At 33.7% G+C, this 20,529-nt stretch carries 25 protein-coding genes; 11 read left to right on the plus strand and 14 right to left on the minus strand.

Translation table 11 applies throughout. The annotated features are described in order from the left end of the window. Nucleotides 1–36: 36 nt before the first annotated feature. The gene (locus AB0A59_RS10780; RefSeq protein ID WP_458743710.1) at nt 37–255 is read right to left on the minus strand and encodes a hypothetical protein; all 219 of its coding nucleotides are present in this window, start codon (nt 253–255) and stop codon (nt 37–39) included. After that, entirely contained in the window at nt 252–941 is a 690-nt protein-coding gene (locus tag AB0A59_RS10785; RefSeq protein ID WP_458743712.1) for a 6-hydroxymethylpterin diphosphokinase MptE-like protein, read from the minus strand. The genes AB0A59_RS10780 and AB0A59_RS10785 overlap by 4 nt, the downstream gene beginning before the upstream one ends. Before the next feature lie 231 nt (nt 942–1,172). Between AB0A59_RS10785 and AB0A59_RS10790 the strand changes: the two genes are divergently transcribed. The 4 genes from AB0A59_RS10790 to AB0A59_RS10805 all read left to right on the plus strand — a co-directional run bounded on the left by AB0A59_RS10790 (nt 1,173) and on the right by AB0A59_RS10805 (nt 4,457). Continuing rightward, a complete protein-coding gene (locus tag AB0A59_RS10790; RefSeq protein WP_458743714.1) occupies nt 1,173–1,595 on the plus strand; it encodes a CoA-binding protein in 423 nt (140 codons plus the stop codon). 101 nt (nt 1,596–1,696) lie between these two features. Beyond that, complete coding sequence (locus AB0A59_RS10795) at nt 1,697–2,884, plus strand: DUF373 family protein (protein WP_458743716.1); 1,188 nt, start codon at nt 1,697–1,699, stop codon at nt 2,882–2,884. A 48-nt stretch (nt 2,885–2,932) separates the two neighbouring features. After that, nucleotides 2,933–3,736, plus strand: coding sequence for a polyprenyl diphosphate synthase (uppS, locus tag AB0A59_RS10800; RefSeq protein ID WP_458747599.1), 804 nt, complete (start codon nt 2,933–2,935; stop codon nt 3,734–3,736). Between the two features lie 271 nt (nt 3,737–4,007). After that, nucleotides 4,008–4,457 carry a bis(5'-nucleosyl)-tetraphosphatase gene (locus AB0A59_RS10805; protein WP_458743718.1) on the plus strand — a complete coding sequence of 150 codons (450 nt, stop codon included), beginning with the start codon at nt 4,008–4,010 and terminating at the stop codon, nt 4,455–4,457. Here the strand turns inward: AB0A59_RS10805 and AB0A59_RS10810 are convergent. The 3 genes from AB0A59_RS10810 to AB0A59_RS10820 form a co-directional block, all read right to left on the minus strand. Beyond that, nucleotides 4,447–5,064, minus strand: coding sequence for an NERD domain-containing protein (locus tag AB0A59_RS10810; protein ID WP_458743720.1), 618 nt, complete (start codon nt 5,062–5,064; stop codon nt 4,447–4,449). The two genes, AB0A59_RS10805 and AB0A59_RS10810, sit on opposite strands and share 11 nt — an antisense overlap. Nucleotides 5,065–5,094: 30 nt before the next feature. Then, complete coding sequence (locus tag AB0A59_RS10815) at nt 5,095–5,502, minus strand: cupredoxin domain-containing protein (protein ID WP_458743722.1); 408 nt, start codon at nt 5,500–5,502, stop codon at nt 5,095–5,097. Between the two features lie 268 nt (nt 5,503–5,770). Continuing rightward, complete coding sequence (locus tag AB0A59_RS10820) at nt 5,771–6,178, minus strand: cupredoxin domain-containing protein (RefSeq protein ID WP_458743724.1); 408 nt, start codon at nt 6,176–6,178, stop codon at nt 5,771–5,773. Nucleotides 6,179–6,309: 131 nt separating this feature from the next. Here AB0A59_RS10820 and AB0A59_RS10825 point away from each other — a divergent pair, with 131 nt between their 5' ends. Together AB0A59_RS10825 and AB0A59_RS10830 are read left to right on the plus strand one after the other, a co-directional pair. Further along, nucleotides 6,310–7,116, plus strand: coding sequence for a hypothetical protein (locus AB0A59_RS10825; RefSeq protein ID WP_458743725.1), 807 nt, complete (start codon nt 6,310–6,312; stop codon nt 7,114–7,116). 121 nt (nt 7,117–7,237) lie between these two features. Next, nucleotides 7,238–7,483, plus strand: coding sequence for a Fe(2+)-trafficking protein (locus tag AB0A59_RS10830; RefSeq protein WP_458743726.1), 246 nt, complete (start codon nt 7,238–7,240; stop codon nt 7,481–7,483). Between the two features lie 16 nt (nt 7,484–7,499). On the opposite strand, the gene AB0A59_RS10835 is transcribed toward AB0A59_RS10830, so the two are convergent. Then, the gene (locus AB0A59_RS10835) at nt 7,500–7,976 is read right to left on the minus strand and encodes a hypothetical protein (RefSeq protein WP_458743727.1); all 477 of its coding nucleotides are present in this window, start codon (nt 7,974–7,976) and stop codon (nt 7,500–7,502) included. 205 nt (nt 7,977–8,181) lie between these two features. Here AB0A59_RS10835 and AB0A59_RS10840 point away from each other — a divergent pair, with 205 nt between their 5' ends. Next, a complete protein-coding gene (locus tag AB0A59_RS10840) occupies nt 8,182–9,192 on the plus strand; it encodes an adenylosuccinate synthetase (RefSeq protein WP_458743728.1) in 1,011 nt (336 codons plus the stop codon). Between the two features lie 211 nt (nt 9,193–9,403). On the opposite strand, the gene guaB is transcribed toward AB0A59_RS10840, so the two are convergent. The 4 genes from guaB to AB0A59_RS10860 all read right to left on the minus strand — a co-directional run bounded on the left by guaB (nt 9,404) and on the right by AB0A59_RS10860 (nt 13,185). Next, nucleotides 9,404–10,840 carry an IMP dehydrogenase gene (guaB, locus tag AB0A59_RS10845; RefSeq protein WP_458743729.1) on the minus strand — a complete coding sequence of 479 codons (1,437 nt, stop codon included), beginning with the start codon at nt 10,838–10,840 and terminating at the stop codon, nt 9,404–9,406. Between the two features lie 165 nt (nt 10,841–11,005). Then, nucleotides 11,006–12,076: a prohibitin family protein gene (locus AB0A59_RS10850; RefSeq protein ID WP_458743730.1), complete on the minus strand. Its 1,071-nt coding sequence runs from the start codon at nt 12,074–12,076 to the stop codon at nt 11,006–11,008. A 59-nt stretch (nt 12,077–12,135) separates the two neighbouring features. Continuing rightward, nucleotides 12,136–12,426 (minus strand): hypothetical protein, encoded by a 291-nt coding sequence (locus AB0A59_RS10855; protein WP_458743731.1) that lies wholly within the window; start codon nt 12,424–12,426, stop codon nt 12,136–12,138. Between the two features lie 468 nt (nt 12,427–12,894). Beyond that, nucleotides 12,895–13,185, minus strand: coding sequence for a hypothetical protein (locus AB0A59_RS10860; RefSeq protein ID WP_458743732.1), 291 nt, complete (start codon nt 13,183–13,185; stop codon nt 12,895–12,897). 174 nt (nt 13,186–13,359) lie between these two features. Here AB0A59_RS10860 and AB0A59_RS10865 point away from each other — a divergent pair, with 174 nt between their 5' ends. From AB0A59_RS10865 to AB0A59_RS10880, 4 genes are all read left to right on the plus strand, one after another. Then, on the plus strand, nt 13,360–13,536 hold the full coding sequence (locus tag AB0A59_RS10865) for a hypothetical protein (RefSeq protein WP_458743733.1): 177 nt from the start codon (nt 13,360–13,362) through the stop codon (nt 13,534–13,536). A gap of 326 nt (nt 13,537–13,862) precedes the next feature. Continuing rightward, a complete protein-coding gene (locus tag AB0A59_RS10870; RefSeq protein ID WP_458743734.1) occupies nt 13,863–14,624 on the plus strand; it encodes a hypothetical protein in 762 nt (253 codons plus the stop codon). A gap of 31 nt (nt 14,625–14,655) precedes the next feature. Beyond that, entirely contained in the window at nt 14,656–15,252 is a 597-nt protein-coding gene (locus tag AB0A59_RS10875) for a hypothetical protein (protein WP_458743735.1), read from the plus strand. A 6-nt stretch (nt 15,253–15,258) separates the two neighbouring features. Then, nucleotides 15,259–16,248, plus strand: coding sequence for an alpha/beta hydrolase (locus AB0A59_RS10880; RefSeq protein WP_458743737.1), 990 nt, complete (start codon nt 15,259–15,261; stop codon nt 16,246–16,248). Between the two features lie 294 nt (nt 16,249–16,542). Here the strand turns inward: AB0A59_RS10880 and AB0A59_RS10885 are convergent, their stop codons facing one another. The 4 genes from AB0A59_RS10885 to AB0A59_RS10900 all read right to left on the minus strand — a co-directional run bounded on the left by AB0A59_RS10885 (nt 16,543) and on the right by AB0A59_RS10900 (nt 20,519). Beyond that, on the minus strand, nt 16,543–17,457 hold the full coding sequence (locus AB0A59_RS10885) for a branched-chain amino acid transaminase (RefSeq protein ID WP_458743738.1): 915 nt from the start codon (nt 17,455–17,457) through the stop codon (nt 16,543–16,545). 23 nt (nt 17,458–17,480) lie between these two features. Beyond that, nucleotides 17,481–18,902, minus strand: a complete 1,422-nt coding sequence (locus AB0A59_RS10890) for an amino acid kinase family protein (protein ID WP_458743739.1) — start codon at nt 18,900–18,902, stop codon at nt 17,481–17,483. Between the two features lie 21 nt (nt 18,903–18,923). Further along, nucleotides 18,924–20,009 (minus strand): glycosyltransferase, encoded by a 1,086-nt coding sequence (locus AB0A59_RS10895; protein ID WP_458743740.1) that lies wholly within the window; start codon nt 20,007–20,009, stop codon nt 18,924–18,926. A 249-nt stretch (nt 20,010–20,258) separates the two neighbouring features. Then, nucleotides 20,259–20,519, minus strand: a complete 261-nt coding sequence (locus AB0A59_RS10900) for a DUF2024 family protein (RefSeq protein WP_458743741.1) — start codon at nt 20,517–20,519, stop codon at nt 20,259–20,261. Nucleotides 20,520–20,529: the final 10 nt, after the last annotated feature.

Genomic DNA, 20,529 nt, shown 5'->3' on the forward strand with positions numbered 1-20,529 from the left:
AAAGAAAGATTTCCATTCTTATAGGGATTGATGATATCATATATCCTCATCTTTAGAATTAATCGGTTTATGCTTGTTCTTAAATTTGGTCTTGGTTTTTAATCTATTTTTGTTCATACGATTAATTCGAAATATAATCAAAAAAGTCAAACCCCAAAGGATCAAGGCAATTGAAATATTACCTACCATCCATAAATAACCTCCAAGCAATGCAAGCCCAAACCCTGTAAAAGTAAGAATATTCTTAGTATTCATATTACTTTATATTTATTCACCCCATAAAAAGATGAATTGTGATTCAAAGACGTGATGTGAGTTACTAGGGCATCAGAATTTTCCAATAGCATCCCAACCAAATATTTTCCAATTTGTAATTTCTGTTTCTTCAATTCAAGGTTTGGAACATTCCTTTTTGAAAACAAACCTATTCTAGAGTCAAAATCCATACCTACAAGTAAGATCTCTCTTGCTAGAAATTCAACCGCAAGAGATACACTTCTATCGCCATCCGTAAATCCTCCAAAATTGTAGACATTTTTCAGAGGAAAATTTTGAGTCGTTCCTACGCTATTACTAAAATATGGAACCTGCGAGACAATCTTATCAAAATTATCACCATGAGCATGTATTACCATAATTGATCCCTCCAAATGAGCCCTTTTTAAGGATTGATAATTTCCATCAAGATCCGTTACAACAAAATCTGGAATAACTCCTAAATCCAGACACATTTCAGCAGCACCATCGGCGGCTATCACCACCACGTTCTCTGACTCGACATTACTAAATTTGCCCTTGTTGCAATTACATATTTCAAGTATGTAATTTTGTACTGTGCTTTCTTCAATACTTGGCCCCGCTCCTATAACTAATGTTTTGCTGTTATGGATCTTTCTGAACCAGTTTGGGCCAACGACTTTATTTGAAACGAGGGTAGACAAGTTCAAGGAATTGAGAAAATCCCTTTGAATTTGAATATTCAATAATCTAGCAATTATGAGATAATAAGGATACCAGTTATTGAAATGCAATCAATTATTCAATAACCATTGTGTAGTATATCTTGATTTCATTAAACTGAATATAGCTTTAAAAATGTATTACAAGTTTATGCAATATTTAAAAAAATTTGCCCATTAACTGTTAAATAATAAGATAAATCAGAACATGGTATGGTCACTAACGATATAGATAAAAATTCTGACAAGGATTTAAGAAGGATATATGGTTTTAAAAATATTGCTGTAGTTGGAATGTCTCCAACTGAAGGAAAACCATCTAACTATGTTCCAAAATACCTAATTGAAAAAGGTTACAATGTCATTCCTGTTAATCCTGTTTATGATGAGATCTTCGGGAATAAGTCATATCCAAAGGTATCAGACATCCCCAATCAGGTTGATATAGTAGACATATTTCGAAAATCAGAAGATGTATTACCAGTAGTGCAAGATGTAATACTAAAGAATGGAATCAAAGTGATATGGATGCAATTGGGCATTTACAATAAGGAAGCAAAAGAAATTGCAGAAAAGAAAGATATTGATGTTATTTATAACAGATGTATCCTAAAAGAACATCAACGATTGTTTTAATCATATACCCATAATTTGAATATTAATCCATTATCTCTAAATTCTTGAAAAGATCGAGTAACTTAATTAAATAGTAGATCATTTTATCTATTGTATTATTAATGCCTAGATGGGGCCAACTTGACAATAAAGTAGATTTAAAAAAAAATGAACATTATAATAAAATAAGTTCTTTGCAAAATTTTACAAAGGTTATCGTATTTTGTATCGACAGAGATGACGATATAGGTATTAAAGGAGGACTTGAAACTCCGATTATCGGCAAGGAATCATGCATTCATGCCGGAACAAAATTAGCTATTGAAGATCCAGAAGATTCAGATTGTAATGCAATTTTTGGAGCGGTAAAATCATATGAAGAATTCAGAATGAAGGGCTATGATGTCGAAATTGCCTTGGTCGCAGGCAAGTATAACAGGGGCATTGATGGAGATTTAAAGATAACTCAAGAGATAGACAGGGTTTTAAGTATATACGAAGCAGATGGGGCAGTAGTAATATCGGATGGAGAAGACGATGAAACAGCAATACCTTTAATTCAAGGTCGGATTCCCATTATATCTATCCAAAGAATTATAGTAAGACAAAGTAGAAGTGTAGAGTATTCCTATGCTATTTTAGCTAGATATATAAAAATATTATTTTACGATCCACGTTATTCGAAATTTTTCCTAGGCCTTCCAGGCGCACTTTTAGTTACAAGTGGATTGTCAATAATTTTTGGATTTTCTCGCGAGGCATTTGCGTTAGGTATTAGTATACTGGGTGCTGCTTTTATTCTTAGGGCATTTGATATAGACAAATCACTAGCTACATTGTCAAAGCCAACTCCTTCTGGATTCATCCGTGTATTTTCCTACTTTGCCGGCACAATGATAATTTTGGCATCGATTTTAAACGGCATTTCTCACATTCCTCAGGAAACATTAGATTCAAATAAAGGATTTACTTCAATTATAACAAACAAACTTGTTCTAAGTAACTTTGCAACAGGAACTATAACGCTACTGTGGATAGGAATTTCAACGATCTTTGCAGGAATATTGTTGAGTAACTGGTTTAAAGGAAGTATCAAAATAATATATGATATTCTGCGTTTGGTAGTTTTGGGCCTACTTTACATACCCATGTTGCAATTGACATCACTGATTTCTGAACGTGGAAATCCATTCAATCTAATTTCTTCATTGTTGATCGGTTTAGCGATTACCTTGATAGCGGCAACTTTTCTATTCCAATACTTTAGAAACCGAAAGGGCGGTGAAGCTCTCAAACATGACGACCAGTAAGATATATTAGAGCATAGATAAGGGTATAAAACATCTCTCCTAATGTCTATGATAGACAAGATTCTAAAATTACTGTATTTAACATCTAAACAAAATCTTATTTATAAAATTTATGAAAAACACTTGACGAGTCAAATAAATCAATTTCCTTTTCCTCAGCATATTGGAATTATTTTAGATGGAAATCGGCGATGGTCAAAAATAATGGATATAGATAAAGTGAAAGGGCATCAAATGGGTGCAGACATTGCTGAAGATTTATTAAATTGGATTTACGACCTAGGGATAAAAATAACTACAGTCTATGTATTATCAAATGAAAATCTTTATAGAGAAACACAAGAGCTTGAAAATATATACTCCTTGCTCGAAGATAAATTGACTAGTTTATATACTGATAGCAGAATACACAATAAGCAAATACGAGTAAAATCAATTGGAGAATTCAATAAACTTCCAAAGAGATTGCAAGATATCTTAAGAAAATTGGAAAAGAGAACAGAAAATTATGAAAATATGTATTTAAATATTGCTATTGCCTATGGTGGACAGAAGGAGCTAATAGACGCGATTAGAAAAATAGCGACGTCAGTGAAAGAAAACAAAATTAAAATAGACGATATCGATGAAAAGATCATCGAGGCAAATCTATATACGGCACATCTTCCCCAGGCAGAGCCAGATTTAATTTTAAGAACATCAGGGGAAAAACGTTTAAGTGGATTTTTGCTGTGGCAGAGTGCTTATAGTGAACTGATATTTGTGGATATTTTTTGGCCCGAATTTAGAAAAATCGATTTGATGCGAGCAATTCGAACTTTTCAAAATAGAGCTCGAAGATATGGTAAATAAATCTGGATTTAAATTAGACTGAATCTCTCCACATATATTTAATGCCACAGCATGGAGAAATTGATAATAAAAAAAACTTGATCTATTGTGGATATTGGATGACGTTTGAAGATTGGGAAGATATTCACAAATATAGTCCGGGTGTAGAGGGTTCAGACCACGATGTAAAAGAGACATCTGAAGATATTGTCTGAATAGTCCTTTTCAATTAGGGTATGGTACTTGTCATAATACAAACACGCTTTTATAATTGTTAAATTCATTCAAGGCAATGTATGATGAAATCTCGGCCGGGGCTGTATTATATTTGGTTGATGAACATTCCGAAATAAAGTATTTGATCCTAAACTATAATTATGGACACTGGGATTTTCCCAAAGGTAATATGGAAATAGGGGAGACAGAGATAGATACAGTTTTCAGAGAAGTGTCAGAAGAGACTGGAATTATAGACATCCAAATAATCAACGGGTTCAGACAACAAATATCATATAAATATAGGAAAAAATCAAAATTGATAAATAAAGCTGTAATTTACTACCTGGCTGAAACTAGATCTAAGAAAGTGGTTCTATCGTTTGAGCACATAAATTTCGAATGGCAAACTTTTGAGCAGGCGTTACAAAAACTTTCATTTGAAAACAGTAAACGTGTCTTACGAATGGCAAATGAATTTCTGCTAACAACAGAAAACATGAAAAAAAGTTCTCTTAAATCCTAATAAAGTTTTGTTTATAAGTATCAAAATCATTTAAGAATGAGTTAAAGGAGCTTATTGGTACTATAGGCACTTGATTTACATATTGAAATTCATTTGGCAAAAAAGTAATTATTACTGGATAAGAGTATTCAATTCCAAGGGATTCCTTCTTTTTCATAAAGAGAGTAACTCGCTCTATTTGTTTATCTACTGCATTCGCTATTCCGGAGTAGGAGTTTCTCTTCCAATGCTTACAGTCTAAAACCAAGGCATTTTGTCCTCTCATACCTACGACATCAATTTGTCGAGTAGGATTCTTAATGCGATAGTTTTTGTATACCGCATAATCATGAAATTTCATTATCTCGGAAGTAAATAATTCAAAATCTCTCCAGTCAATTAACCTACATACAGTCAAAATATCTGCACCACATTCAACTGCAGCTAACGCGATAATGATCTTATTATAGGAAGAGGCATTGATTTGCTTGTCCTTTATGACTACCCCTCTCTCTGACAAGGAATCTAAAAAATCTAGAGTTGATAAGCTATTTTTAATTCTAATTTTGGTTGTGTTTGAGTTAAATTCGTTTAGTATCTTAATGAGTGAATTAGGATTGATTTTCAAATAAGCAGGTAAAAAAAAGAGGTGGGAATGTTATTTTACTGTTACTGTACCAACCATCGCTGGATGTAAGGTACAAAAATACGGATACTCACCTGCTGTATCAAATTTGTGCTCAAAGGTTTTTCCCTTGGCAGTAAGTGCTGTTGGACCAGCTAAGCCTGAATCAAATGCCTTTCCTGCGTCTGGTGCACCGACACTTCCAGATGTTACGGTATGGAATGCGGAATCATCGTTTGTCCAGACTACAGTTTGACCAACAGTGGCTTCAATAGGATTCGGACTGTATGACGTATCAGTCAAAGTTGATGCACCCGGTACAATTGTTGCCTGTACTTTATCTGATTGAGCAAAAGCACTAATGTTTGCGCTTGCTCCAATAGCGACTAAGCTAAGGATCGCAAGTAAACTTGCTGCAAGGTAAATTGGTTTATTTACCATTTTTATCAATCTTAAATGTAATTTACGGTAATAAATATCCTAATAAAATTCCACGTTTCTAAATGACATTGCTACTACAAGGTAAAAAAAATCAATTAGATTTGCATTACTTTTGTATGGTTAATAAAGACAATTGTTTTTTTGACAATTTTCATGTTAAGGAATTATTCAGGTAAACTTTGCTAATGGTTAAACTTGTTAAAAATTCATCAGTATTAATAGACTTTCAAGAATCTAGAGTTAAAAAAAGAGATGTGATTGTACGTACTTACGTTACGATTACTTGACCTGTCATTGCAGGATGCAAGGTACAGTGGTAATCAAATTCGCCTACAGTGTCGAAGGTATGCTCAAAGGTTTTTCCCTTGGCAGTAAGTGCTGTTGGACCAGCTAAGCCTGAATCAAACATTTTTCCAGCATCTGCTGCACCAATTAGTCCAGATGTTACGGTATGGAATGCGGAATCATCGTTTGTCCAGACTACAGTTTGACCTACTTTCGCTTGAATAGGATTCGGACTCACAGCCGTATCGGTTAAGGTAGTTGCTCCAGGGACTATAGATGCCTGTACTTTATCTGATTGAGCAAAAGCACTAATGTTTGCGCTTGCTCCAATAGCGACTAAGCTAAGGATCGCAAGTAAACTTGCTGCAAGGTAAATTGGTTTATTTACCATTTTTATCAATCTTAAATGTAATTTACGGTAATAAATATCCTAAGATTATAGTGGTATAACATAAGGTGTCATCATTTACTTAGTAAATATTTTTAACCGGTTGACCAGCAAACATAATTACCCGATACAAAGTGAATGAGTTTATCATCCTGTTACAAGGAGTCAAGCATTTTCCAATTTCGGATTCCGAAAAGCGGACATTGTACAATATAATTAATAATAGACAAAGAGATTCCTATGACAAAATTAAGAAATTAAAGGATTTCTTGGGTTTTGGAAGGAATAAGAAGGTTGAGAACCTTTCCACAGCAACGATTGAAACAAACAGTCTGCTTGAGAAAGGCATCATACAACTAGACATCGCTCCACTTGGTTCGAACCCAAGGGCTATCTCGAACCAACAGGTGCCTGATGATAAATTCAAATTAACTAGCGTAGGTCTCATTCATATCTTTAGCAATAAGTACACATATTCGCCCGATTTTCTGATCAGATATAATGACGACATAGTCTTGCAAGAATTATTGTTCAAGCACTTCCAGTCCAACACAATAAAAATGGCAACAGCAAAGTTTTTTAATATCATTACAGATTATTTGAAAACCTCATCAGATTATATTTTTAGTTTATCATTTGAGCATGACAAATCATTGTTTGCAGATATGAAAGAAGAAATTGACTACAAAATAAAGATTTTTGCATTGATTTTAGGATTTAAGATAGCCATTCTATTCAATGAAAATAATATCATATCTTCAAGTATCGGTGCAAATAATGACAATGTTATTTTTGCTATTCACGAGATGGAATCTCTTATGAAAAAGAATTTAGCTAAAGACCCAAAATTTTTAAATTTATTATCTACTGTATCTAGTGAATTTAATTCTGGTTATGATGACTTTGTCACTTTAAGGAGTTTAGATAATAAACCCAAGTAAAATAGATTTTTAATAATTCTATATACGTTTCCTATTGGCATAAATTTAAAGATATAAAAAAGTCTATCCACCGGAAAGAATAAAATATAATAAGTATCTTATGCGTCAATTTACTAACGTAATGTCAAAAACATGTCTAAAATGTAATAAATCATTTAATGAAAGTGATGTTGAAGATGAAACATCACTAAAATATCCATCTTGTCCTGATTGTTGGAAGGAATGGACAACCTATGCAGTCATGGTTATGAATGAGATGAGACTAGATATGTCCCTCCCCGAACATAGAAAAGCTTTAAGAAAATACGAGAAAGGATTTTTTGATAATACAATAGGAGAAATAGAAAAAAAACCAGAAAATAAATGACTATATTAAAGTCGAATTATTCATCAAACACTTCTATCAAATTATGAGGAAGAACTCTCAGGATTAAATTTGGGTTCGGGGTATTTAGGACTGATTCAAAAAAGCAGTCAAGTAGTTTTATTTTTTTGTGGATGGGTAACCTATCCAGTACACTAGTCAGTGATGCCACAAGATCCTGCTTCAACGAATCGATCAAAGATGGATTCAAAGATATTTCAATTATATACGAATAGAATATAGTACTAATTTCACTACTTTTCATGTCGGCCAATGAATTCAACCAAGAATCGAATATATTCAGCAAAGCCTGATTTCCAATTTTTCCGTAATTAACAAAAATATTTTGAATAATTTCCCTTTTTTCTGCAGTATCAAAGGTTAAGAATTCGTTCAATCGACTTTTAATGATGGGTGATCGAAGACCAGATGGCAAATTCGACAAAATAATCAAAATGTTTTCTACAAATGATGATGCAGGATTATCCGTATCCACAAGAGTCTGAAAAAATTAACAATATTTTTTTCTTTCCAATTCCCAAAACATTTATTCTTCAAGACTGAAATATCACACCAACTATGGTAATCATGCATAAATTTTCGCTCCAACCCCTGAAAGATCCTTGACTTCAATCTCTTGCAGAGAGAGAACATAAAAACTACTAAGATTAAATAATCTATGTTTTTTAATAATATACCGTATGCCTTGTATAGTTACTGTTGGTGGATTTTATGGAGATGAAGGAAAGGGAAAGATAGTTGCTTATCTTTCTATAAAAGATAATTATGATATAGCAGCCAGAGGGGGTGCGGGCCCTAATGCGGGTCATACTTTTGTTCAAAACAATAAAGAGTTTAAAGTTAGAATGTTACCTAGTGCAGTATTAAACAAAGATACGAGACTTTTAATTGGTGCAGGTGTCCTCATAGAACCAAATATATTATTGAAAGAGATAGAAACATTCGATACTACCGATAGGACCTTTGTAGATTTTCAATGTGGCATTATAGAAAAGATACACCAGGAAAAGGATAAAAATAATGATCATCTTAAAAGATTGATTGGTACTACTGGAACAGGGACTGGCCCTGCAAATGCAGACCGAGCGTTGAGAACTCTAAAACTTGCAAAGGATATTCCAGAAATTGCTTTGTTTTTAGAAGATGTTAGTAATTCCATTAACCATTCGATAGATAACAAAGAAAAGGTACTAATTGAAGGGACGCAGGGTACATTTTTGTCACTCTTTCACGGTACGTACCCTTTTGTAACTTCAAAAGATGTATCAGCTTCAGCCATTTGTTCTGATGTTGGAGTTGGTCCAAAAAAGGTAGACGAAGTTTTGATTGTTTTTAAATCATATGTTACTAGAGTAGGTGAGGGACCATTAAATTCTGAAATAAATGCTGAACAGGCAAAAGAGAGAAATTGGTTAGAATATGGAAGCGTAACTGGGAGACAAAGAAGATCTGCCCCATTTGATTTTGACTTGGCAAAAAAAGCTATTCAAATTAATGGCGCAACACAAGTGGCGCTAACAAAACTAGACATCGTTTTCCCCGAATCCAAAGGCATTACAGATTTTTCTAAGTTATCTGCAGAAGCTAAAGAATTTGTTGGTAATATTGAATCAGAGACAGGATTGCCAGTGACTATCATTGGAACGGGTGCAGAGATAATGGACACAATAGATAGAAGAAACAACAAATAATCCTCAAGCATCGAAAGTAAATTTTTTTAAAGTACAAGTCATCTTGAATATTAAATGCAAGAGTAGCCCATTATTGATTTGATAGAGTGATGGAATTTGTCAATCTCCGTTGAATTGTCGTTCCTTATTTTTGTAAATGTACAAAAAGATTCCTCTATTTTATAATATCTACGGATAGTAGCACTCTAACATAGCCATTAAAAAATAGATTTTAAATTACATCCACATCATGCGGATGGCTCTCTTTGTAACCGGCGAGAGTAATTTTAATAAATTCTGCATTTTCCTGCATTTCGCCGATTGTATTGGCACCACAATAACTTAGTCCCGATCTAACTCCTCCAACAAGTGGTCTGATAACATCAATCACACTGCCTTTATAAGGTACCATAGCTTCAACACCTTCTGGAACATAGTCATCTAAATCCTCATTATCGGAACTGGAGTCAGGGTTTTCTCTGTATCTTCGACCTAAAGCAGCATAAAAAGATGCCATGCCTCTATACATTTTATATTTTTTACCATTTTTTACTAGCGTTTTACCAGGGCTTTCATCAGTTCCTCCAAACATGCTTCCTATCATGACCGATGACGAGCCAGCAGCTAAAGCTTTAGTCATATCACCAGAAGTTCTAGTTCCACCATCGGAAATAATTGGGACATCATATTTCTTTCCCATTTTTACGCTGTCAATAATTGCAGTTAACTGAGGAACACCAGAACCTGTGACAATTCTAGTGATGCAAATCGAACCAGACCCAACCCCTACCTTAACTGCATCGACACCTGCTTTTATCAAATCTTCAGTACCCCTTCCTGTTGCAATATTTCCAGCTATAAGTTCACAAGAAGGAAATGCTTTTTTGATCAATTTTACAGTGTTTATCGCGTTGTCACTATGTCCGTGTGCGATATCCACAACTATAACGTCTGCTCCATTGTTTAGCAATGATTCAGTTCTTTCAAGATAATCGCCCTTTACTCCTACCGCGGCCCCAACAAGCAATCTTCCTTTCTTATCTTTTGAAGCATTGGGATATTCCTCCATTTTTAAGATATCTTTACCAGTAATAAGTCCGTTAATCTCGCCGTTTTCATTTATAACTGGTAATTTCTCAATCTTATTCCTATGAAGAATTTCTTTGGCTTGTTCTATAGTGGTACCAACTTTGGCGGAAACAACATCTCTAGTCATCAAATCAGACACAAGCACATTTAGGTTTCTTTCAAAAACAGTATCTCTGCGTGTCAATATTCCACAGAGTTTATTATTGGAATCCTTTACTAACAATCCAGATATTCCATTCTCGGACATCATTGAGTTAGCGTCCTTTATAGTTTTATTAAGATCAATGGTATAGGGTTGTTCAATAATTACAGATTCACTACGTTTAACCTTTAAAACTTGTTCTACTTGATCTTGAATAGTCATGAATCTATGTATTATTCCGATTCCCCCTTCTCTTGCAAGTGCTATAGCCATTCGAGACTCGGTGATCGAATCCATGTTGGCACTTATAATCGGGATATTAAGACTAACATTTGATGAAAGTCTTGTTTTTAGACTGGTTTGTGATCGAGATACGATAGGTGATTTCTTAGGCACCAATAGAACGTCATCAAAGGTGAGGCCTTCTTTGAAGTACAATATTACCTTAATCCATATCATGTCGTAGGATTATAAGCGTTTTCATTCTGAATGTATTTGACTAATCTATTTTAGTTAAATATAAATCTGGCATATAAAAAAATTTTTTTATTTCATGATAAATGAAAAATTGGTAGTAGGTAAGAGTATACCTAGCTAATAACACTACCCAGTGGCATTGAACTGTGTTTGAAATGGTGGTATTGATGAGGATGTATTAGAGCCTGACGAGGATGATGCGGACGCCCCAGTGGGAATATTTATGAATGGAATAGCGCCTAAAGTATTACCACCACCTGATGCTGCACCACCACCTCCTCCGATGCTTCCTGTTACTAACGGAAGCTTACCATCCCATTTTTGAGCTTGTAGCCAATTAAGATAGGTTGTACTATTATTAAGTTGAGTTTCAATAGTTTGTATTGCTGCAGACTCTCCTTGAGCTCTCAATATGTTAGCTTGACGTTGACCTTCAGCAGAGGCGATATTTGCTTTTTGTTCACCCAATGCACGTGCTTCAGTTTGTTGAGCTTCTATTTGAATTCTTCGTAATTCATTTTGAGCCTGAAGTGCACGCTGTTCGGCTTGGACTTTAGCTTCTACTGCTTGAACGAATTGATCTGAAAACTGGAAGTCAGTGATAGATATCGTGTCCATAACAATATTGTAAGGAGTCAATCTAGCCTCTATTTGTTCCTCTATTTCAGATTTTACCTGATCTCTTTTAGTGATCAATTCTTCTGCATTATATCTAGCAGTTACTTGCTTTACGGATTCCTGAATTGTTGGCACTATTACCCTGTTAGAATAATCAAGGCCTATCTCCTTGTACAAAATTGGAACGGTATCCGGATTAATTCGATAATTCAACGCGACTTCGGTCGCCACATTTTGAAGATCCTTTGAAGCTGAAGTGGTACTTTCAACAATCTTTTGAGTTCTGACTTCCATAGGTACTATTGAATCCCTAAACGGTAATACAAAATGCAAGCCTTCACTTAGGGAGATAGAGGTATCAACTGCACCGAATTTTAGTAATACACCGCGATTACCAGCCTCAACTATCTTTAAACTAGAGGTCAGTATCACAAAAATAATAATAACAGCAATTATTGCAGGAATAGCTATTTTTAATGGACTAGAAAAACCAAATCCACCCCCACCGCCTACATCTTCCAGTGGTTCACCATCTGGAGTAATTCGCCTATTTCGTTTTGATTTAAAAAAATCTACCATGTTTATATTAACTTACAAATATACGTGATTTAAATATTTATAAATTCAAATTCTCTGAACTAAAATTTACCAAAATGCTCTAGGAATTCTTTGGAAAAATTAGCAGTTTCTGACAGATTTGAAGCCTCTTTCATATTACTGTTTTTTATCCATACGATGTTTCCATCCAAATCCACTAATATCTGTTTAGATCGTTCAAGATATTTTAAAATCGCATTAATCTTGTCCAAAGATAGAGTTGCGGTCAGCAGCTTCCTCAGATCTCTTAACTTTGGAAATGGCTTTACATCCTTTATTGTATCAATAAAATAATCAACTTCCTCTTCAGTATATACATTAAGTGCATCCAACCTCCTCTTCTTAGGAATTTTTTTCTTTTTAATATGTGAATTTTAGATCCCTAGTTTATAAAAGTTTCTTACTGATACTAGAACTTTCATGTGTGAGTATAATATATGGCAGCACGTCATAGTATACGAGCTATCTTAACTTATAGACGGGACAAGTTGAATTAACAAATTAAAGAAAGAAATATTTTAAACACACATCATTTCAAGCAATTCGTTTGTCTGTTAGCGATTACAGTTCCAAAAAAATAACTATAATAGAAATATTAGACTCCAACTTATTCAAAATGCCCATAATGAAAAAAAGGGGATGAAATTGCCCATTTAGATGTTGAAGGAAGAGAGTATAATTTGGGTCCAAAAGAATAATAAGACTAGACAAACTAATTCCCATCCTTAAAAAAATCAAACTGAACTTTGTTAATGAACTATAGTAATTTCCGTATACAGAGATGCTACTACCTCAAATCGCTATGGAAATGGAAGAACTATATCAATTTTTAAATACGAAATATCTACAATCCCCTTATTAACAGGGGATGAAATTCCACTCAATTTGTTTGCACCATCTCCACTGCACAAATTTAAGAAATCACATTTATTATCAAAAGTTTGGTTGCTGTCTAACTTTTTAGTATAATAATCCGATACTATAGGAGATTCAGAATATGTAGAGTTAGAGAAAGACCCATTTAGAATTAAAACTAAAAATAAGGATGATGTAAATATTACCAATAATGTAACTTTCTTAGATAGGATCATCTTAACTTGTAATTTATTTCAATGTAAATTATAATTGCATTCCTTCATATAGTGCAGTTATTTTGATTCTAATGGATATACTAGAAAAAATGATATAAAAAATGACAAAGTAATATGAATAAGACTATTGTCATAATATATCTATCTAAAAAACTTGATTTCATATGCTTGAGCGTGATAAGAGTAGGCATGGTTAGAAAAATAGGCGATAAAGTAATTCTAATTGATCAAAAATACCTTAATCAAAACCAAGACCATTTCTATCAATCGCTTATTGATAGGTCAAAAATTTTGAGATTCACCACTAATAATAACCAAATTCTCATAATATTGGATCATAAAACTCATTAGAAGGAATTTTTAGATTAACGATATAATAAATAACTTTTATCTAATGATTGATTTTTAATGAATGTTTTTTAAGAAGTGCTCTTTTGTTAGTACGCACACATGCACAAAACCTCATATTCAACAAAGATAATGAACTTAAAAGAGTTTAAGAATCGTCAACAAGTAAAATTGAATTGGTATAATGACATCGGTTAATTTGTACACTTAAGTATCAAACCAATATTTATCAGCTAAAAAAGTGACAAACAAATCTCAGTATTACTATAATTAGGAAAGATTAAATGTTTGTAATGAAATACTAATATGGACAAGGACAAGAGTAGAAAGTGGTCGCTATCTCAGATTGGAAGAGGTGGATAATATACAATCTAATAGGTGATGGAGTACATAACGTTCTCTTTGAAGATCAGATCAGAAAACTTTCTGGTCGACATTTTGAGGAAAATTTGATTATTGCACTAAATAATCTTGTGGATAGTGGCTTGCTGCTAAAGTTGGAAACAAATAAAAAGAGAAAATTTATTGTTAACTATGAGAAACTGATTGATGCACAAAAGATTTTAAACGATAATAGGAATTGGAAATTAAGTAAAATTTCGAGAATTGAAGACGAAAAAGGACCATATAACTCAAATAATATAAATCAATTTTATGCCGAGCCAGAAGGGTATAGTTTCTGGTTTAATTTAGAAGATAGTCCTCGAAAAAGAAGAAGTGTGTATAATATTTATCATCGAAAAACAGATGATCTGGAATTCGCGGCTCAAATTTTAACTCAAAAATACTCTAAAGTATTATATTTGGGATCACTTCGACAAAATCGATCAATTATATCACGGCTGTGGAGGGCTTGTCTAAATCTGTCAAATGAGAAGGTAAGAGGCAATGGAGAGTTTATTTTACAGGACTTGCAAGATAAGGAGAGAAAGGCTTGTGGCAATAATAGACAGCGTGGAAAAATAGCCTTAGTTATATTCAAAAAATTGGAATATCTTGAAGAGCATGGAAAAAAAGGTAATTCTACAATATTTAGAATTACGGGAAGACACCCACCTTTTTCCACTTTAGACGATCTAATAACAAATTGATACTCAATAATGTATAACGCATCAGTAGATTGTGAATAGAAGCGCAAGCCTATTATTAAATATCAAACTAATTTTAACTATGGAAATTCTGGATGAAAAGATGCTGGCAAAACAGATATTCAAAAAATATTCAGTAAATCCTAGAAATTGGAATTTCGTCATATCTACGAATTCGATCCACGACGGATTTTTTGACGCAACAGTGACAAACTCTGATGAATCTTGGCAAATAAAAATTGATTCTATCTATAAACCATCCCCAATCATAACGGGGACAAAATTAGATATTGATCCTATTAGGATAAAGAAAACCTTCGATGAAGACGCTATCCCATTTGGATATAGGAAGATAGATCCCCCTGTGTTTATGAATATGTTTAGAAAAATTTCTGAAGAACATGAAGTATTGTCCAAGAAAAATACGGACTACATAAACAGGGAATTGAATTTGATGTTGAATTCCGTGGAACCAACTGTGCCAAAAAAAGGTACAGAATATCTTTATGGACCTTTCCTATACACTAGTAAAAACATTATTGGAAAGAGCGCATATCACGACACAGTATCAGAAAAATTGTCATCCAATATAAAAAAGAAGATAAAAGAAAGATATCCAGGATATGGATAAAGAAAATTGAACGGGAAGATAGATATCTTAAAATTTGAAAGCAAAATATTACAAAATAATCCTTTAGAGGATCCTTATAAAAGGGACATAATAATCTACACCCCCCCTAATTACTCGACGGGTCTATCATCTGGATATCCAGCCATTTTTTTGTTACCCTCTTTTGGCAATGACAATTATTCGTCTATTACTTGCAATCCTTTTTCCCCACCCATCCATATGAGGTTGGAAAAATTAATCGCAGATCACAAATGTGGTGAAATGATCATAGTAATGATAAATTGCTTTAACAGGTTGGGAGGGAGCCAATACATCAATTCCGTGGCAGTGGGCAGGTATCAAGATTATATCATAGATGAAATTATTCCTTTCATAGATTTAAATTATAATATTTCAAAAAGAGCTATTTTGGGGAAATCTTCGGGCGGCTTTGGAGCTCTTTCTTTAGGTATGCGAAATCCAGGAATTTTTAACGCCGTAGCTGCACATTCATTTGATTCGGCTTTTGAATATTGTTATCTTCCAGATTTTCCGATCGCAATTGATGTTTTAAGAAAGTATAAAGGTGCTAAAAGATGGCTCATTGATTTTTGGAATAAGACAAGCAATCACGATAAAAAGGACTTTACAACGTTAAGTATTATATCAATGGCTGCACATTATTCTCCAAACCTGAATAATCCAGACTTATACTTAGATTTACCATTTGATATAGAGTCAGGAGAATTCAAAGAGAATATATGGAAATTATGGAGAGAATTTGACCCCATCAATAAAGTAAATGATTTTTCAGACAATCTGAAAAATATGAAACTCCTGTATTTCGATTGTGGAATTAACGATGAATTTAATTTGATCATAGGATCAAGAATATTTAGTAAAAGATGTAAAGATCTGGGTATAAGACACGAATATATGGAGTTTGAAGGTGGACATTTTAACACAGGTTATAGGTATGATACATCTTTACAACAAATATGGAATGCTATTGGCTAAATAATGATTCAACATGATTAGAAGGTCAGAACCTTTAAAGGGCTAAATCTGTTTCAACTCAAGAGTTATAGAGGTCTAGACGAAAATTGGGAAACGGTGTACTGTCCACTCAAAGGATGAAAACTTACAAGTCTTGAAATAAAATAGCTCACCTCTATGGTACCATAGTCTTAAACGTTTTCAAATGATAATATATGAATCATTTTTTTTATAAGGTCATATTAGCTGTCGGCTTATTAGACATTATTGTTTATAGTGTAAAAAGCAAGATTTCGAGAAGCATGGTCAGAATTATTATATAATGGTGAGCCAATCACGTTTATTCTGATTATTACCTCTAACTATATTTTCAAAATGCTGCTGGATTTTTTTTGTAACTGGTCCAATACCCCCATTACCTATTACTCTGTGATCAACGAATCCTACCGGAACAATTTCGGATGCTGTTCCGGTCAAAAATATTTCATCGAAGTAATAGAGTTCATCTCTAGAAACGTTTTCACAGCAAAGGTCAATACCGTTCTGCCTTGCGATTTCAATAACAGTATCTCGGGTTATCCCTTCGAGAGCCCCTGTGGAAATTGGAGGAGTGTACAATACTTCATCCTTTACAAAGAAAACATTTTCCGCACTTGCCTCTACAACAAACCCGTTAGAATTTAACATTATCGCTTCATCGAAACCGGATTTCAAGGCTTCCATTCTTGCTAATGCAGAATTGGCATAATTTGCCACTCCTTTTGCATGAGTAGGCATCGACTTTATTCCTACCTTTTCCCAAGAAGATACCATAATATGAATCCCCTGCTTCATATCTTCTTTTCTGATATGTTCAGTCCATTTCCATGCAGATATTGCTATAGATACCTTATTAGGCAAAGGGTTAACTCCCAACTTACCATAACCGTAAAATGCGATGATCCTGACATAACATTCGTCCAATCCATTTGCCTTAACTACTTTTACTGTAGCCCTTTTGAGTTCATCAAAAGAATATTCGAACTTCATAAAGTAAGCTTTTCCGCTATTAAACAATCGTTTTATGTGATCGTCTAATCGGAATATTGCAATACCTTCTACAGTGGCATAAGAGCGAATTCCCTCAAATATCCCGGTCCCATAGTGTAATCCATGAGTTAATACATGCACCTTTGCTTCATTATAATCAACTAAATCACCATCAATCCAAATTTTATCACTTTCTATCAAAACAGCACACCAGAATAGTGTAACTAATTTATAATCGAGCCTTTTGAGTGTATTGATCTAATGACTTCTTCAACATTTTGATCTTTTACCAGAATGAGAATTCTTGAAGTCTCTTCTTGTGCATCAATGTTCAATATATTAATGTCTTGCTGACTGACAATACTACTAGTGTTAGAAACTATTTTAGGAATTTTCCACATGGAATCACCAATAAGAGTAACCACTCCTCTTCCATACACCATTTCAACTTTAGAATAAAATGAGCGGAATACCTTTTCGTGTCTTTTTACATAGTCGCCATCCAAAAATAGGAATCTTGTTATTTCCAAATTATCTTTTTTATAAGGAGATAATTTAATAAAATCATGATATTGTCTTTGCTTCTCAAATAAAGCGGCAATATGAGATGCAGCTATGGATTCCATTCTGACGATAGCACAGTTTTTTTTACCAGTAACAATCTTTATTTTAGGTTCCGCTTCGTCTTTCTCATCTGATAAATGTTTAAGTATTCGTGTACAATTAGAAGGGTTTGAAATATTAGTAACTAATATGATTAAATTTAAGTCATGATCATCTATATCTTTAATTGCAATTGGATCCAAAATTTTCATACCAAACATGCCTGCAAGTTTTGCTTCGTTGTAAGACAGCGTTTTCACGTTGTGAAGATTTTTGGAAACTATTTTAGGGTCTGCACTTAACACGGAATTGTCCTTTTCAAAGTCAAGAATAACATTAAACTGTGATGACAATAATATCCCCAAATCCGCTGCTGATCTGTCAGATCCTCCTCTTTCATAAGTGGTCTCTAGGCCATCTACTGTTTTTCCAATAAAACCCCCGATGCATACAACATCATTCTCTTTAACTAACTTGATTAGTGAATTCATCTGATTTTTAGATTCATCTAGTAAGAAACTAGCTGCTTCAAAATTGTCATCTGTAACTATTGGCCATTCATTTACGTTCACACTTGATGATTTAATGCCGTTACTTCGCAGGATATAACCCATCAGAGATGAAATCACCATTTCTCCGCTATAAGCAAGAATTCTTGAACGACTTACATCAACGAACCGGCGATTTTCGGCAACTTGCTTGAGAGATATTAAAACAATTTTGTTAAATCTCTCTAGCTCAGATTCAAAATCGACTCTAGCAGCTTTTGATAGATATCTATTTGAAATTTCCAAATATACAGTTTTTAGTATATCGATATCTACCGGATTAGATGAAGCATAATTTTTTGAAATCCGGATAGCAACATCGGTCATAGACATATTTTTTCCTTCATAATTTGTAAGAGGAGCAGAAAACACGCAAATAACCTTAGATTTCTTTCTTAGTTCTCTTATCCTATCAATTATGATAGGGATCTTAGCACCATTTATCCCTAAAGCAGATCCGCCGAATTTTGCAATTACTAATGGCTCCAATACCAAAAATAATACAATGTCTTGTTATTATTTATTCAGATACCCGTTAATCAGGGTCGCAGCAAGGGCAACTCCGTTTGAGGCCCTCCTTTCTTTTTTTAGACGGCTGCCTGAAAGATTTTCTTCTATAATTGTATCTAGTTTCTTGATATCCTCATAGGAAAATCCCATTTCTCTGGCCCTATCCTCTTGTTCAAAATGATTCTTAATGGGAATAAAAATACCAGGAGTACCGTAGACCAAGCTTTCATCGATAGTAGATTTTCCTGCTAACGATATAACCAGGTCGGCGGCGCACACATATTCATGAATATTGTTTACAAAACCAATACTCCTATAGAATTTATCGCCTCCATTATTAGCTGAATTACTAGATGAAAAAGATACTACCAAATCGCAATCAAACCGTTTGCGTAGTCTAATAAAAGATTCGACAGTCCTTTTTATTAAATAGAATCCGGCTGATGTGCCTCCAATAGTAACCAAAATTGTTTTCTTATTAAAAGATAATCTTTTCCGCAACTCATCTCTAGTTGTTTTTATCTCTCTAACTATTGGACCCACATAAAATAAATTGTCTCGATTATCTCCAGATTCAGGAATGATAACACAATCGCTGGACCTTATCAACTTGCACATCGAATTATTTAGAAAATTTTCAATATTAGACAGTACCCCTTTTCTTATGAAATGAGTTCTAAGTATATCGGTGATAAGGATTCTAGGGATATTCAGATCCTTTCCAACAGATAAAGATGCAAAATCTTCGTCAGTTATAATTAGAGAGGTTTCCCAATTTTTGTTTTCGGTAGATAACAATTTCTTTATTTTTATTTTTGATTTTTGAAAGTAGGACACATATTTTAGTAACCAAATAAAACTGTTATTTAGTTTCCCGTCTTCTATTGAAAATTCTGGAGGATAATACAGATTATAGGCGTTGAAATTGGATACTTCCGAGGAATCATTCTCATTACAAACAAAATCAAAAGCTTTTGAACCTGTAATGAAATCGAAATCATAATAATTAAATGACTGGGCCATTTCCTTTGCGATTGCAATATCCCTTGTTATATGTCCAAGTCCAATTGGGCTTGAAAAGAATAAGGTCATGTAGATCGATCCATAGTTATAAGATAGGAATAATAAAACCAATGGGGACAGAATCAACACATAACTATTTTACAATTGTCTTATGAAATGTTTCTTTCCAGCGTTACTAAAGCAATATATATTTAGTCAAAGGAGTTTCTAATGGTTTTTCCTTTTAAACAATTGATGATTTTCACAAAAATTTATCATTTAACATGGATTTCCTAATTGACTCGTTTGAGGAGCCTTCAAATACTAGAACTTGTGGTTCTAAGGACAACCTTCCATTTTTTGAATGTAGTAACCCGATTCTTTGATATCTTTTGCTACTACCGGTGGAGCCTCTTGAATATGACAAAATTGACATTCCTCTTGGGTCATTTTCTGCCCTCCTTGATCCACACTGTCAAGATACTCCTTTCCGAATTCGATTGCTTTCTCGTGAGGAGTACTTGCTTCTACAATTACATCAAAATGCATTATTCTTCCATCTTTTTTTGTAACATATGTATCATATACTGCACATTCCATACCTTATTTT

This window comes from Candidatus Nitrosocosmicus sp. T (assembly GCF_054408485.1).